Source organism: Geobacillus sp. DSP4a, from assembly GCF_013096875.1.
Classification (GTDB): domain Bacteria; phylum Bacillota; class Bacilli; order Bacillales; family Anoxybacillaceae; genus Geobacillus; species Geobacillus thermophilus.
Genome location: NZ_SDLD01000054.1, coordinates 1 through 14,992 on the forward strand (window position 1 = coordinate 1; position 14,992 = coordinate 14,992).

Consider the following 14,992-nt stretch of genomic DNA (forward strand, 5'->3'; position numbering starts at 1 on the left):
GGGAGTGTGGTATGCTTGTTCATAGAGAGCACCTCCTGGGTTTGTTTGTGTCGCTACTCACATTCTACAGGAAAGGTGCTCTTTTTTCTATACCCTTTGGATTTTATTGGATAATCAACACGCCTGAGTTAAGGCGATTCATCTCCCACTTACTCCGCTTCGCTTCGTTGAAGTGGGAGTCTTCTCGCCTAATTAAGATAAAACAAAAAAAGAAGCGGCTTCTGCTAACGGGTTCGGTTCAGAAGTACAAAATCAAAAAAAACAGTACAAATAACAGCGTAATTAGCACAAAATTCGAACTAAATTTAACAAGGTAAAAAGCACATTAAAACGCTTGGGTTTATTCCAAGCGTTTTAAACTAAAATTATATTGACTTGTTAAATCAAGACTGTTACTAAAAGGTTACTACCGTACTTCAATTACAAAGGCATAACTTGAATCTCCCTTTTCCCATCTTGCTGAAACATCATACACATAAACACCTTTTTCTTTTGGTAATAGTATCACATTATCATTTATTGGAACATTTTCTGTTTTTATATTTGTAAGCCATCTATTTACTACTAATGTATTTTCTTTAGGCTCGTCTTTGAATTCTATTTTCAATTGGGAATTTGGTGGTACAACCACAGGTTTTAGTTCTTGATTTTTAATGAGTTCTGGCGGAGAACTTGTATCAGCACAAACAGAATTAAGTAATCCATTCCAACAATACGAACCTTGTGTCACTTCTACCTTTTTTTCTCCAACAGTTATGGTTGGTAAAGGTGGTTTAGCACTAAATAGTCCAATAACAAAATAACCACCAATGCCTAACACAATTAATACTAATAATGGAATTAAAAACTTTTTCATACACTTCCCTCCTCGTGGGTTAATTTTCCCTTTGCTAATTTTCTAAGTAATCTATATATTTAGTTTAACATAAAATACTAAAATCCTTAAAAAGGATTTCGTCAAAAAATATTGATATTTCAACAAAAATAAAAAACCAAATCGTATGGTGATTTGGTCTTATAAAATATCAAATCCCTTTCAATTATGGTTATTGCATATAAATTATTTCTTTTAAATCAAATCGTTTTTTTGCAATGCCTAATCGTTGAGCAGGTGTTCCTACTGTCTCTTTTGTTTTGTATGCTAAACAAAAATTGTAGTAAGTCCGAAGTATGGTAAGAGCCATTTGAGCATACTTTGGGTTAAAGTTTGAATAGATATAGCTTTTTCCGTCACCACGAGCTGTTGTCAATGGTCTTTCTAAAATAGATAGCCGTCTTCGAATGTGCTGGATAAAGGTATTCGTGGCGTTGTCATTCACATTTAAAACAAGATTGGCAATGTCCTTCGGTTCGAATGATGAAAGATTGGTTGTACAATCAACCCATCGAAATCCTCTGTCAATTGTCGCAAGCGGATGTTCAATCGGATTATCAGCGTATTCATAATGACTGCTGCCATCTGAAATGACTTTTTTATGAAATTGGTGTGTATGAAATAATTCTTCCAGTTTTAGAAAAGCCAATTTTCGCAAAGACTTTGTATCATAACCAGAGTTAATTCCCCAGTTGATTAAATCCACTCTTGCTTGAACAAATTCCTCACGAGCTTGTTTCCGAGATTTTGTTTTATCCGTTTGACAAAGAAAATGGTGGGCATCAGATAAGCGAATTTCTTTGGCAAATACACGATAAAGGGAAGTCATCAATGAATTTATGTCCAATTAGCATCAATTTTAACACATATTTGGAATACTGTCTGTTGGTCAGCAGTCACTTGCTAATTAAGATGCTAATTATAATGCGATTAATGGTCATAAATTAAATAAAACATTGATATATCAAGAAACAAAAGGGAGTCCATTTCATATGCGAATTGGACTCCCTTTTGTATTACTTTTTTTAATTTTGTACTCAACAACCGAACCCGTTAGGCTTCTGCGCCGCTTCCTTTGTTTACGCTGATGGCGATTTATGCTTTTTTCCCTTTAAGAAAAACGCCATCATTAACGCCAATACCGTCAAGCCGGTGGCGACGAAAAAGGCGTCGTTAATCCCTTCGACAGTCGATCTCTGCTGCACGAGCCCATACAGCAGCTGCACCACCGCTTCATCGCTCGGAATCGCCTGCTTCAGCTGGCCGACAAGGCTCATGAAAAACGGATTGTTTTCCGTCATCTCATTTCGGTACATGTCCGCATGGAATTTGGCCCGGTTGGACATGATCGTCACCAAGAACGCCGTTCCGAGCGAAGCGGCCACTTGGCGGATCGTATTGGACATCGCCGTGCCGTGGCTGTACAAATGGCGCGGCAAGGCGTTCAATCCTTCCGTCATAATCGGCATTCCGAGCATCGACATGCCGAACATGCGGAAAATATAAAGCCAAATTAACTGGCTGTACGGTGTATCCATCGTCAGCTTGCTGAATTCCCACGTCGTGACCGCGGTGATGATCAAGCCGACGATCGCCAGCGCCCGCGCGCCGATGCGGTCAAACACCCAGCCGGAAATCGGCGACATGATCGCCATGACAATCGCTCCCGGTAGCAACAGCAAACCGGCATCGAGCGGCGTAAAGCCGCGCAAGTTTTGCAAATACACCGGAAGCAAGACCATGGCGGCAAACATCGCCATGTTAATGACCGAACCGATGACGGTCGCCAACGTAAACACTGGGTAGCGGAACACACGGAAATTGAGCACCGGATGCTCCGAGCGCAGCGAACGCCATGTGAACATGATGAGGAACAAGGCGCCGATGACAAGCGAAACAACCACTTCCGTCTCGCCCCATCCTTTGCTTCCGGCCTCGCTGAAGCCATACAGAACGCCGCCAAACCCGATCGTGGAGTAGACCGCCCCTTGCACGTCCAGCACTGGATTGCCTTTACGCGGCGTATGTTTCAGCCAGACGGAGGCGAGCACAATGTCTAAAATCGCGATCGGCAACACGACGTAAAACAACAGCCGCCATGTATAATGTTCAACGATCCAGCCAGACAGCGTCGGCCCGACCGCCGGCGCAAACATCATGGCGATTCCGACCGTTCCCATGGCCACCCCGCGGCGTTCCGGCGGGAAAATCGACAACATAATGACCATCATCAGCTGCATAATAATGCCGGCCCCGACCGCTTGTGTCAACCGCCCCGTGAGCATGACGGCAAACGACGGAGCGATCGAGCAGACAAACGCGCCGATGGCGAAAAACGACATGCCCGATAAAAACAACCGTTTCGCTGGAAACTTGGCGATTAAAAACGGGCTGATCGGGATGAGCACCCCGTTGACGAGCATATAGCCGGTCACGAGCCATTGAATCGTCGACGTTTCCACGTTGAAATCTTGCATCATATGCGGCAAGGCGACGTTGATCAACGTTTGATTCAAAATGGCGACAAACGCGCCCAGCATGACCGTCGCCACAACTTTTCCGCGGCTGCCGATATCCCCGAGGCCGCCTTGCCCGGCTGGAGCGGCCGGACGCCCATCCGTTCCTGTCGACGGCTCTGCTTTCGTTTCCGCTAACGGTTGAGCGTTGGCTTCCGCCGCTTCATCTGCCGCCTTCCCTGCGGCTGAAGCCGGTTTGCGGCGGCGCAGCGCGATGTTGACCGCCGCCAAGACCAAAACGGCAAACACAATATAACCAATGACAAATGTTGTCATGTCCCATCACCTACTTATGGATGCGGACGGTGACGTTCATGCCCGGCACAAGTCCGGCTCCGCTGTAGTTGTCAATGGAAATCGTCACCGGGATGACTTGGGTCACTTTCGTGTAGTTGCCGGTCGCATTGGAACTTGGCAACAGGCTGAACGTATTCGCTGTCGCGTTGCCGATTTTTTCGACTTTGCCGCTGAATTTGCGATCCGGATACGCATCGACATAAATATCGACGTCTTGCCCGATTTTCACGTCTTCAATATCCGTCTCTTCAATATTCGCCGTCACCCACAAATCGTTCAAATCAAACCCGCGGGCCAGCGGCATCCCCGCGGCGACAAACGAGTCCTTGACTGCGTTTTGCTGCACGATCGTCATCCGATGCGGCACTGTCACCGGAATCGTTGTTTTGCCGTCAAACACCTCGCCGATTTCTTCCCCAGCTGAGAAGGTTTTTCCCGTGTCGCCCCGCCAGGATGTCAGCTTCCCGGACAGCGGCGCAGCGACGGAGATGACCTGGCCGTCGATGCGGGCGTTGTCCGTTTTAATGTAGTTCGTTGCTTCATTCACATAGTAGTAGGCGGCAAAGCCTCCACCGACAAGCAAAATGAGCACAATGATGTTCAGCGCAACCAATCGTTTCACGTTCACCGTCTATTCCTCCCCGAGTAAAATCGCTTTAATTTTTTCATGAAGATGCAAAAACTGTTCAATCTCCTCTGGAGAGACGAGTTCTTGAATGCGGCCAACCCGCCGGCGCAGCACCGACTGCTCGCCAAACGCTTCCAACACCGTCTCTTTTCCTTTTTCCGTCAAACTCAAAATGACCGCGCGCCGATCTTGCTTCGACGGCTCTCGGACAACAAGGCCGGCGCCGACGAGCCGGTCAACCGTGCCGCTGACATTGCTGTTGCTTAAGTTTAATTTTTCCGCCAAGTCATTCAGGCGAATATGCTCTTTTTTCAGCAGCGTATATAAGACGATCAGCTGCACCTCTGTCACCCCGACGCGGGCGGCGTCCTCGCGGATGAGGCGATAAAGCGCCTTTTGCGTCCGGAAGACAGCGTACATGATGTCCCGGCTGATCCCTTCCATTCATCCCCCTCCTTGCCTCATCTTTCTTGTTGGAATAGTTTCAATACGAATTATTCCTGCACGAAATATGATTATAACATGAAAACAGGGAAAATCAACTATATTGTTTCATGTCTTTTTGAGAAAACATACGCAACGAAAAAGAGTCCAACCGGATGTTTTGCATCCAGTTGGACTCTTTTGCCAACTCCTCATTCGTGAATCCGCGCCGCTGTTGCCGTTGGCTGAATGCAGTTTCTCAACCACGCTCCACCAGGTGGGTGTTCGCAGAAGCGTTCCTGCCGTCCTCCATCACGAATATTGAGGCATGACATTCCCGCTTCAATGTAGAACTCCCTTTTGATTGCCATCGGTTGAAACTTCATTCTACAACGCACAACGCAGCAGCGGATTGGTGATTATTATCATACACAATCTTTCTTCGTTTGACAAGGGGGACGTTTATCCAGTTTTTTCAAACCGGATACACCCCGTGTTTCCGCTCGGAAAAGACCATATATTTGGACATATACGCGGCAAACCGCCGGATGAGTTCGTCGCGCAAGTCGTTCGGCGCGACAATTCCGTCAACGACCAATTCGGAAGCGAGCCGATAAATATCGATGTCGCGCCGGTATTCCTCGCGTTTTTGTTCGACAAATGCCGCACGCTCTTCTGGAGGCAGCTCGGCAATTTTGTTGGCGTAGACGGCGTTGACGGCCGCTTCCGGCCCCATGACGGCGATTTGCGCGTTCGGAAGCGCCAAGCAGCAATCTGGTTCAAACGCCGGGCCGGCCATGGCATACAACCCGGCGCCGTACGCTTTGCGGACGATGACCGAGATCTTCGGTACGGTGGCTTCCGCCATGGCGGCGATCATTTTCGCCCCATGGCGGATGATGCCGGCCCGCTCGACCTTCGTGCCGATCATAAAGCCAGGGACGTCGGCCAAAAACAGAAGCGGGATATGGAACGCGTCGCAAAGCGTGATGAATTTCGCCGCTTTATCAGCCGAATCGTGGAACAAGACACCGCCTTTGACGCGCGGCTGGTTGGCGATGATGCCGATCGGCTGGCCGGCAAGGCGCGCCAGTCCCGTAATGATTTCTGGCGCAAACAGTTTTTTGATTTCACAAAACGATCCTTCGTCAATGATCCGCTCAATCAAATCATACATGTTGAACGGCGCATTTTGGTTTTCCGGCAAAATGTCCTCGATCGTTTTGTCAAACGATTTCGGCGGCTTCGCCTCGACCACCGGCGGCTTTTCGCTGTAATTGGACGGAAAATACGACAAATAACGGCGTGCATAGGCAATCGCTTCTTCTTCGGTTTTCACGAGCACGTCGCCGCAGCCGGAGACGGTGCAATGCATGCGGGCGCCGCCCATCTCTTCGAGCGTCACTTTTTCCCCAATCACCATTTCCGCCATGCGCGGCGAGCCTAAGTACATCGAGGCATTGCCTTCGACCATGATGACGATATCGCAAAACGCCGGAATATAAGCGCCGCCGGCTGCTGATGGACCAAACAACAGGCACACTTGCGGCACTTTGCCGGACAGCTTCACCTCATTGTAAAAAATGCGCCCTGCCCCGCGCCGGCCGGGAAACATTTCGATTTGGTCCGTAATGCGTGCGCCGGCCGAGTCCACCAAATAAATGATCGGGCAGCGCAGTTTTTCCGCTGTCTCTTGAATGCGGATGATTTTTTCGACGGTGCGCGCTCCCCACGAGCCAGCTTTGACGGTCGAATCGTTCGCCATCACGCAGACGGTGCGGCCATTGATTTTGCCGATGCCGGTCACAACTCCATCAGCCGGCAAATCGCCCGCCAAACAGTTGGCAAACAATCCGTCTTCCACTTCCAAACCGTTATCAAGCAGCAAGTTCAGCCGCTCGCGAACAAACAATTTCCCTTGGGCGGCGTTTTTTTCATGATATTTTGGCGCCCCGCCTTTCTTGATTTCCGCCGCTCTTTTCTCCAGCTCCGCTGCGAGCGTGTCTTGTTGATTGGCTGTTTCCTTCATCTCTTTGTTTCCCCTCCTTGTTTTGATGGATCTTGCTGTTCCATCCCGCTTGTTCGGCTGGAGCAAGGTTGGATGCCGTGTTTTATTTATCGCTGTGAAAAGGCCGATGCGGCGCAAGCGCTCTGTGCGGCTTCCTCCTTCCAAACCGCCCCCTCCTTGTCCAAACGGGCTTACTCGCCTTTGTACACCGGCTTCCGCTTTTCTTTAAACGCCTGCAATCCTTCCAACCGGTCTTTCGTCGGAATGGTCGCCTCATAGGCGAGCTGCTCAATGGCAAGACCGGTCTCCAAATCAACGTTGAATACGCTTTGGATCGCCCGTTTCGCCTGACGGACGGCTATCGGCGCATTGTCAGCGATTTGTTGCGCGAGACAAAGCGCACGCTCCATCAGCTCGGAGCGCGGCACCGCGTATTCGACAAGGCCGATTCGCTCGGCCTCTTTGGCGGTGATGCGCTTTGCGGCAAAAATCAATTCTTTCGCTTTTCCGATGCCGACAAGGCGCGGCAGCCGCTGCGTCCCCCCCGCTCCCGGAATGATGCCAAGCGACGTTTCCGTCAACCCAAGCTGAATATCGTCGGCAGCAAACCGAATGTCGCAAGCCAAGGCAAGCTCCAACCCGCCGCCAAACGCCGAGCCGTTTAAAACGGCGATGACCGGCTGCGGCACTTTCTCGACCTCATTGATCGTTTTGCTGATTAAGGCGACGGCCTGCCGCACTTCCGTTTCATTCATCCCCGCCCGCTCTTTCAAATCAGCGCCGGCGCAAAACACCTTGTCTCCTGCCCCGGTCAACATGACAACGCGCACGTCTTTGCGAAATTTGATCTCCTGAAAGAGCGCGCCAAGCTCGAAAAGAAGCGCTCTTGAAAGCGCATTGGCCGCTTCCGGACGGTTTAATGTCACAATGGCGATGCCGTTTTCTTGTGTTTCAAACGATACAAGTGTGCTCACGTTTTCTCCCCCCTTATGATCAAACCGTTTGCAAATAGCGGCTCGGAAGCGGGCGACCGATTTTATCGCGGATAAACAAAGCCGCTTTCGTCAGCTGCTCGACATCGATGCCGGTTTCAATCCCCATGCCGTGAAGCATATATACTAAATCATCGGTGGCGACGTTTCCCGACGCTCCGGGAGCGTATGGACAGCCGCCGAGGCCGCCGAGCGAGCTGTCAAACGTCGTAATCCCCATTTCCATTGACACTAAAATATTGGCCAGCGCCGTCCCTCTCGTGTCATGGAAATGCATCGCGATCCGATCAGCCGGAAAACGGCGGAGCACGATTGCGAGCACCTCTTCGACTTGCTTGGGCGTCGCGACGCCAATCGTATCGCCAAGCGACAGTTCGTCAACCCCCATCGCCAACAACCGGTCCGCCACCATCAGCACTTGATCGACGGCGACAGGCCCTTCATACGGGCAGCCAAAGACGGTGGAAACGTAGCCGCGCACCGTTTTTCCTGCTTGTTTTGCCGTTTTCACGACCGCTTCCAGCACCGGAAATGTGGCAGCGATCGTTTTGTTAATATTTTTTTGGTTGTGCGTTTCGCTCGCTGACATGAAGACGCCCACTTCATCGACCCCGGCGCCAAGCGCCCGCTCAAGCCCCTTTTCGTTGGGGACGAGCGCCGCATACGTGACGCCGGCTTTTCGGCGAATGCCCGCTGCCACTTCAACGGCGTCCGCAAGCTGCGGAATCCATTTCGGATGGACGAAGGAAGTCACCTCAATGTACGACAGCCCCGTTTCTGACAATAGGTTGATCCAAGCGATTTTATCGGCGGTCGCGATCGGCGTTGCTTCGTTTTGCAGGCCGTCGCGCGGGCCGACTTCTTTGATCGTCACCTTCGCCGGCCATCGGCTCATGCTTTGCTCCCCCTTTTTACTCAATCTCGACAAGCACGTCGCCTTCGTTCACGAAATCTCCTTCCTGCACGTGGATGTGCTTCACGACGCCAGACGTTTCCGCGGCAATCGGAATCTCCATTTTCATCGATTCCAAAATGACGACATCTTGCCCTTCTTCCACACGGTCACCGACGGCGACGACAATTTTCCATACACTTCCTGCCATCGTTGCGGTTATTTGATTCATCGTTTCTTCCCCCATTCATTTCTGCTTCATTTCGTTTTTATTGGTTTCCAATGTTTCGAAAGGAAATCGGTCGTCGTATCCCCCGCTTGAAACGCCGGATGGGACAACACGGCCTCAAGCAGCGGAATGTTCGTTTTAATCCCTTCAACGCGATAGTCTCGAAGCGCTTCGAGCAAGCGTTCAATCGCCGTTTGCCGATCCGGCCCTTTGGCGATCAATTTCGCGATCATCGGATCATAAAATGGCGTGACCGTGATGCCGCTTTGAACCGCCGTTTCATGACGAATCCATTCGCCTTGTGGGGCGGAAAACACCGTAATGCGGCCGGGCGACGGGTAAAACGTGTTCGGATCTTCGGCATAAATGCGCACTTCAATGGCGTGACCGTCGCGGCGAATCTCTTCTTGTTTATAGCGGAGCGGCTCGCCCGCGGCGATGCGCAGCTGCTCTTCGACGATGTCGATGCCGGTGATTTCTTCTGTCACCGGGTGCTCGACTTGCAGCCGAGTGTTCATCTCAAGAAAATAAAAATTTTTCTGTTCATCGACGAGAAATTCAATGGTACCGGCATTTGCATAACCGATGTAACGCGCAGCCCGCACCGCCGCCTCCCCCATCTTCCGCCGCGTCTCTTCATCCAAAAACGGCGACGGCGCCTCTTCGACCACTTTTTGGTGGCGGCGTTGGATCGAACATTCACGCTCCCATAAGTAAACACAGTTGCCATTTTGGTCGGCAAGAAGCTGAATTTCAATATGGCGCGGGCGTTCAATATATTTTTCAATGTACATCGTCCCGTCGCCGAAAAACGAAGCGGCCCGTTTTTGGCTCCCTTCAAACGCTTGGCGCAGCTCAGCTTCATCGCGAGCGATATGCATGCCGATGCCGCCGCCGCCGGCTGACGCCTTCAGCATGACTGGATACCCAATCGAAGCCGCCGCTTTGGCCGCCTCATCGGCGCCATCAAGCGCAAAGGAGACGCCTGGGACGATCGGCACGCCGGCTTGTTCCATCGTCCGCCGCGCTTCGATTTTGCTGCCCATCGCCGCGATGACGTCCGCCTTCGGACCGATGAAGACGATTCCTTCTTCCTCGCAGCGGCGGGCAAACGCTGGATTTTCCGACAACAGCCCGTAGCCGGGATGGATCGCCTCCGCTTTCGCCGTTTTGGCAACCTCTATGATTTTTTCGATATTTAAATAGCTTTCCGCGACGCGCGGCTTGCCAATCAAATACGCCTCATCCGCGAGCGAGACGTGGAGCGAATCCGCATCCGCTTCGGAATAGACGGCGACGGTCCGGATGCCGAGCTTTTGGCACGTGCGGATGATGCGGACGGCGATTTCGCCGCGGTTGGCAATCAATACTTTCGAAAACATCGTCTCACCCTTTCACGAAAACTGAGAATGCCGCCGGGCGGACGAAACCGCCCGGCACGGCGGTTTACGTCGTCAAGCCGAGGCGCTGTTTCGCCATTTCCCGCAGTTTAAATTTTTGGATTTTCCCGGACGCCGTCATCGGGTACGAATCAGTAAACTCAATGTAGCGCGGGATTTTATGACGGGAAATGTGGCCGCGGCAAAACTCGCGAATCTCCTCAGCCGTCGCCGTTTCGCCGTCTTTTAAGATGATCCACGCCATCACTTCTTCCCCGTATACTTCATCCGGCACGCCAACGACTTGGACGTCCAAAATTTTCGGATGTTTGTATAAAAACTCTTCGATTTCACGCGGATAAATGTTTTCGCCGCCGCGGATGATCATATCTTTCAGACGGCCGGTGATGCGGAAGTAACCGTTTTCATCCATCACCGCCAAGTCGCCGGTATGGAGCCAGCCGTCTTCATCGATCGCTTCGCGCGTCGCTTCCGAATTGTTGTAATATCCTTTCATGACATGATAGCCGCGCGTGCACAGCTCCCCTTGCACACCGGGCGGCACTTCCTTGTTCGTTCCCGGCTCGACGATTTTCACCTCGACGCCCGGCAAGGCGCGGCCAACCGTTTCGACACGCAGCTCAAGCGGATCGTCGGTGCGCGTTTGCGTGATGACTGGGGACGCTTCGGTCTGCCCGTAGGCGATGGTAATGTCTTTCATCCCCATTTTCTCGATGACCGCCTTCATCACTTCGACCGGGCAAGGGGAGCCAGCCATAATGCCCGTGCGCAGCGATGACAAATCGTATTTGGCAAAATCCGGGTCGTTGAGCTCGGCGATGAACATCGTCGGCACGCCGTGAAGCGCCGTGCACCGCTCCGCCTCGACCGTCTCCAGCACCCGCTTCGGATGAAACTCCTGCACAGGCACCATCGTCGCCCCGACCGTCACGCATGCAAGCGTGCTCATGACGCAGCCGAAACAATGGAAAAACGGCACCGGAATGCACAATCGATCGCCTTCGCCAAGTCCCATGCATTGCGCCACTTGGTGGGCGTTGTTGACGATGTTGTAATGCGTCAACATCACCCCTTTCGGGAATCCAGTCGTCCCGGACGTGTATTGCATGTTGATCACATCGTGCGGATCAAGGCTTTCCATCTGCGCATCGAGCTCTTCTTCCGTCACGTCATGCGCCATCGCCAAAATGTCGTTCCAAGTGAACATGCCCGGGTACCGTTTGTCGCCAAGAAAGACCACGTTTTTCAGCTTCGGCAGCCGTTTCGATTGCAGCTGTCCGGGCGCTGATGTGCGCAACTCGGGAACGATTTCGTACAAAATATCGATGTATGACGAATCGCGGTATTGCTCGATCAAAAACAGTGTTGTCGAGTCGGACTGCCGAAGCAAATACTCAAGCTCCGCCGCGCGGTAGTTCGTATTGACCGTCACGAGGACGGCTCCCATTTTGCCGGTCGCAAATTGGCAGGCGATCCATTCCGGAACGTTCGTCGCCCAAATGGCGACATGCTCCCCTTTTTCGATGCCAAGCCGCATCAACCCGCGCGCAACGAGGCGGCAATAGTCGTTAAACTGCCGATACGTCAGACGCAAGCCGCGGTCGGCGTACACGACCGCTTCATGATCCGCGTATTGCCTAGCGCGCTCCTCCAATAACTTCCCGATCGTCACCGTCAGCATCGACCGTCTCCTCCCCTTTGTCCGAATTCATTGTTATGGATATGCAGGCATTTCCGCTTTTAGCATCCCAGTTGGCGGGCGATGACGAGACGCTGGATTTCCGATGTGCCTTCGCCGATTTCCATGAGCTTGACGTCGCGCAAGTGGCGTTCGACTCCGTATTCTTTCATATAGCCGTAGCCGCCATGGATTTGGATCGCCTGGTTGCAGACGCGAAACCCCATTTCCGAGGCGAACAGCTTGGCGAACGATGCTTCTTTTGTAAACGGTTTCCCTTGATCCTTCAGCCAGGCTGCTTTGTACACCATGTTGCGGGCAAGCTCAATTTCCATCGCCATATCAGCCAGTTTAAATTGAATGGCTTGAAACTTGGAAATCGACTGACCGAACTGGACGCGCTCTTTTGCGTATTGAAGCGCTTTCTCAAACGCCGCTTGCGCAATGCCGACCGCCAGCGCGGCGATCGAGATGCGCCCGCCATCAAGCGTGTACAAAAACTGTTTAAACCCTTTTTGCGGGTCGCCTAAGACGTTTTCTTTCGGCACGCGGACGTTCTCAAAGACAAGCTCGCACGTATTGGACGCGCGCACGCCCATTTTGTCGTAATTCGAACGAATCGTAAATCCTGGGGAGTCGGTTGGCACGATGAGAGCGGTGATGATGTTTTTGCCGCGCGCATCTTTGCCCGTCACAGCTGTGACAATGACTTGCCGCGCGTATTGGGCGTTTGTGATCCAACATTTTTCGCCGTTGATGACATACTCATCGCCGTCCAGCACCGCGGTCGTGCGCGTGCCGCCGGCGTCCGATCCGGCGTTCGGCTCCGTGAGCCCAAAAGCGCCAAGCGTCTCGCCTTTGGCCATCGGCACAAGCCATTTTTGCTTCTGTTCTTCCGTCCCGAAGTAGTAAATCGGGCTCGCTCCGAGCGACACAGCGGCCGCATAGCTCAACCCGGTGCCGCCGCAGGCGCGGCCGATTTCCTCAACGGCGATGGCGTACGAAATCGTATCGCCTCCAGCGCCGCCGTATTCTTCCGGAAACGGCAAACCCAATAGCCCCAACTCGCCCATTTTGCGGAAGACATCCAGCGGAAAATGCGCCTCTTCATCCCATTTCGCCGCGTATGGGGCAATTTCCTTCTCAGCAAAGTCGCGAACCATTTCTTTAATCATTTGTTGTTCTTTCGTCAATGAAAAATCCATGTTCTCCCTCTCCCCCATAGAAAATGTTCTATCATTTGAACCGACTAGTCGGTTTCAGTAAGGAAACGAGTGTAAACGGTTTTGATTTTTTGAAGCGTTTCCGAAACCGACTAGTTGGTCTGTATACGATCAACAACTTATTCGGCGGCCGGCCGCCATAAAAACGGGGCTGCCGCCGGACTGGCCGGGTTGCGAAGCACCGCATGCAAAATGAAATCGGCAAAATACGCCGCGATCTCCTCAATGGACAGCGGACCGTCCGGATTGTACCATTTGTATGTCCAGTTGACCATGCCGATAATGGACATGCCAGTAATCTCCACCGACAGCTCCGGACGAAATTCCCCGGCTTCAATCCCCTCGCGAATGACTCGAAAAATGATTTGCTTGAACTCTTCGCGCTTTTCATTGATCGGTTCAGCGTATTCCGGTTTTAAGTACGTGCTTTCCTGGTAAAACACGGTGATGTGTGGTTTATATAAATGAAACACTTTGACAAACGACTGCACGATGGCGTACAAGCGCTCGGTCGGCGTCGAACAGCTTTCATACGCTTCCTGCGCCTTCGTCAGCGCATACGTGATAAAGACGTCATGGATATGATACAAAAGCTCATCTTTGGATTTAAAATTATGGTAAAAACCGCCTTTGGATGTGTCGCTTTCGGCAACGATGCGGTCGACCGTCACGCCATGGTAGCCATATTTCTCAAACAAATGAAGAGCGGTGTCGATAATGCGGTCTCGAAGCGGTTTCTCTGCCATAACAGTCTCCTTCGCCTGAACTGTAAAACATTTCGAAAAAAGCAAAATCTTCTTCTTGTTTATTAAGATACTCGACAGTTGCAGCCATTGTCAACAAAAATCGTTCCGGCGCCCGAAAAATGGAGGCGTCTTTCGCCGCACATCGTCCGATCGGCTGCGCGAGCCCTATCCCCTAGCCGCACGAACTGAAACAAAACAGATGACCTATACATAACCACGGCCGTTTTTCCAAAAGATAAAAACCGGAGGTGGCTTCCATTGGAACCGATGCTATGCCCAAACTGCAAAACGAACCGGACGCGGTTTCATCTCATTGAGCAGCACCCGCGTGCGGTCAAGCTCGATCCGCACACCGGCGACATCGAGCACGAATACACAAACGAAGCGCTCGAACCGTTCCATCTCCCATACCGCGGCCCGAGCTACCGCGTCCAATGCGGCGTCTGCGGGCTGATCGAAGATGCGGACATGTTCATTCAGCGCGCTAAATCGTCTCCATTGAGGTGATTCGATATGGCGAACAAAAAACAAACACCTTCTTCCATCGTAGACCAAAAACAGCTCGTCAACGACAAGGCAAAAGCGATGCAAGAGCGCGGCGGCGAGCACATTCGCCGCGTCACGCCCAACGGCGCAGACGGACAATAACCGCCAGCCTGCTTTTGTACACAAGCAAGCTGGCGGGACTTCCGCCCTTCTAACGGTACATCGCCCACAATCCGATATCGCGAAAACCAAGGCGATGGTAAATGCGGCCGGCGTCTGGATTGTCGTAAAACAAGCACGGCATCTTCCCTTCAGCGAGCAAATCGCAAACGAGCTTCGCCACGATGGCGCTCGCATACCCTTTCCCTCGATGCTCCTGATCCGTGCAGACGCCGACGATCATCGCCGACAATGAGTTTTCCGCTGACGTCGATGCGGCGGCCACCATTCGGCCGTCTTGTTCAATGTAGTACCCTGAATCCGTGACAAAACATCTTTACAATGGTCGCAAACCGTTGATACGATAAGGGAAAACGACGTTGACGATTCTTCATCAAGTAGGTGATATGATGAAAGATTTCCCGATTCGGTTTGTATTGA

General features: G+C 51.8%; 14 protein-coding genes, 1 other RNA gene and 2 pseudogenes. 2 read left to right on the forward strand and 15 right to left on the reverse strand.

Annotated features, from left to right (window positions below):
* Positions 1 to 406 precede the first annotated feature (406 nt).
* The 14 genes and pseudogenes from ETC02_RS14705 to ETC02_RS14770 form a co-directional block, all read right to left on the reverse strand.
* Entirely contained in the window at positions 407 to 856 is a 450-nt protein-coding gene (locus tag ETC02_RS14705; protein ID WP_025039205.1) for a hypothetical protein, read from the reverse strand.
* 190 nt (positions 857 to 1,046) lie between these two features.
* Positions 1,047 to 1,709 (reverse strand): annotated as a pseudogene (locus ETC02_RS14710) (insertion element protein); the annotation flags it as partial.
* Between the two features lie 244 nt (positions 1,710 to 1,953).
* Positions 1,954 to 3,666 (reverse strand): DHA2 family efflux MFS transporter permease subunit, encoded by a 1,713-nt coding sequence (locus ETC02_RS14715; protein WP_171698387.1) that lies wholly within the window; start codon positions 3,664 to 3,666, stop codon positions 1,954 to 1,956.
* Positions 3,667 to 3,676: 10 nt separating this feature from the next.
* Entirely contained in the window at positions 3,677 to 4,315 is a 639-nt protein-coding gene (locus tag ETC02_RS14720) for an HlyD family secretion protein (protein ID WP_014195721.1), read from the reverse strand.
* 3 nt (positions 4,316 to 4,318) lie between these two features.
* Positions 4,319 to 4,759: a MarR family winged helix-turn-helix transcriptional regulator gene (locus ETC02_RS14725; RefSeq protein ID WP_050368658.1), complete on the reverse strand. Its 441-nt coding sequence runs from the start codon at positions 4,757 to 4,759 to the stop codon at positions 4,319 to 4,321.
* 201 nt (positions 4,760 to 4,960) lie between these two features.
* Positions 4,961 to 5,150, reverse strand: a non-coding RNA gene (ssrS, locus tag ETC02_RS14730) — 6S RNA.
* A 63-nt stretch (positions 5,151 to 5,213) separates the two neighbouring features.
* Positions 5,214 to 6,767, reverse strand: a complete 1,554-nt coding sequence (locus ETC02_RS14735; RefSeq protein ID WP_171698388.1) for an acyl-CoA carboxylase subunit beta — start codon at positions 6,765 to 6,767, stop codon at positions 5,214 to 5,216.
* 170 nt (positions 6,768 to 6,937) lie between these two features.
* The gene (locus tag ETC02_RS14740) at positions 6,938 to 7,720 is read right to left on the reverse strand and encodes an enoyl-CoA hydratase (protein WP_171698389.1); all 783 of its coding nucleotides are present in this window, start codon (positions 7,718 to 7,720) and stop codon (positions 6,938 to 6,940) included.
* A 19-nt stretch (positions 7,721 to 7,739) separates the two neighbouring features.
* Positions 7,740 to 8,633 (reverse strand): hydroxymethylglutaryl-CoA lyase, encoded by an 894-nt coding sequence (locus ETC02_RS14745; RefSeq protein ID WP_013145415.1) that lies wholly within the window; start codon positions 8,631 to 8,633, stop codon positions 7,740 to 7,742.
* A gap of 16 nt (positions 8,634 to 8,649) precedes the next feature.
* On the reverse strand, positions 8,650 to 8,862 hold the full coding sequence (locus tag ETC02_RS14750; RefSeq protein WP_011231095.1) for an acetyl-CoA carboxylase biotin carboxyl carrier protein subunit: 213 nt from the start codon (positions 8,860 to 8,862) through the stop codon (positions 8,650 to 8,652).
* Positions 8,863 to 8,888: 26 nt separating this feature from the next.
* Complete coding sequence (gene accC / locus ETC02_RS14755; protein WP_171698390.1) at positions 8,889 to 10,241, reverse strand: acetyl-CoA carboxylase biotin carboxylase subunit; 1,353 nt, start codon at positions 10,239 to 10,241, stop codon at positions 8,889 to 8,891.
* A 64-nt stretch (positions 10,242 to 10,305) separates the two neighbouring features.
* On the reverse strand, positions 10,306 to 11,940 hold the full coding sequence (locus ETC02_RS14760; RefSeq protein WP_021322261.1) for an AMP-binding protein: 1,635 nt from the start codon (positions 11,938 to 11,940) through the stop codon (positions 10,306 to 10,308).
* A gap of 59 nt (positions 11,941 to 11,999) precedes the next feature.
* A complete protein-coding gene (locus tag ETC02_RS14765; RefSeq protein WP_044743976.1) occupies positions 12,000 to 13,142 on the reverse strand; it encodes an acyl-CoA dehydrogenase in 1,143 nt (380 codons plus the stop codon).
* A 137-nt stretch (positions 13,143 to 13,279) separates the two neighbouring features.
* Complete coding sequence (locus ETC02_RS14770) at positions 13,280 to 13,906, reverse strand: TetR/AcrR family transcriptional regulator (protein WP_033012215.1); 627 nt, start codon at positions 13,904 to 13,906, stop codon at positions 13,280 to 13,282.
* A 258-nt stretch (positions 13,907 to 14,164) separates the two neighbouring features.
* On the opposite strand from ETC02_RS14770, the gene ETC02_RS14775 reads away from it, so the two are divergent.
* Both ETC02_RS14775 and ETC02_RS18135 read left to right on the forward strand, forming a co-directional pair.
* Positions 14,165 to 14,413, forward strand: a complete 249-nt coding sequence (locus ETC02_RS14775; RefSeq protein ID WP_013145420.1) for a hypothetical protein — start codon at positions 14,165 to 14,167, stop codon at positions 14,411 to 14,413.
* A gap of 6 nt (positions 14,414 to 14,419) precedes the next feature.
* On the forward strand, positions 14,420 to 14,554 hold the full coding sequence (locus tag ETC02_RS18135; RefSeq protein ID WP_255407743.1) for a hypothetical protein: 135 nt from the start codon (positions 14,420 to 14,422) through the stop codon (positions 14,552 to 14,554).
* Positions 14,555 to 14,603: 49 nt separating this feature from the next.
* Here the strand turns inward: ETC02_RS18135 and ETC02_RS14780 are convergent.
* A pseudogene (locus ETC02_RS14780) lies at positions 14,604 to 14,864 on the reverse strand (GNAT family N-acetyltransferase); the annotation flags it as partial.
* Between the last annotated feature and the right edge of the window lie 128 nt (positions 14,865 to 14,992).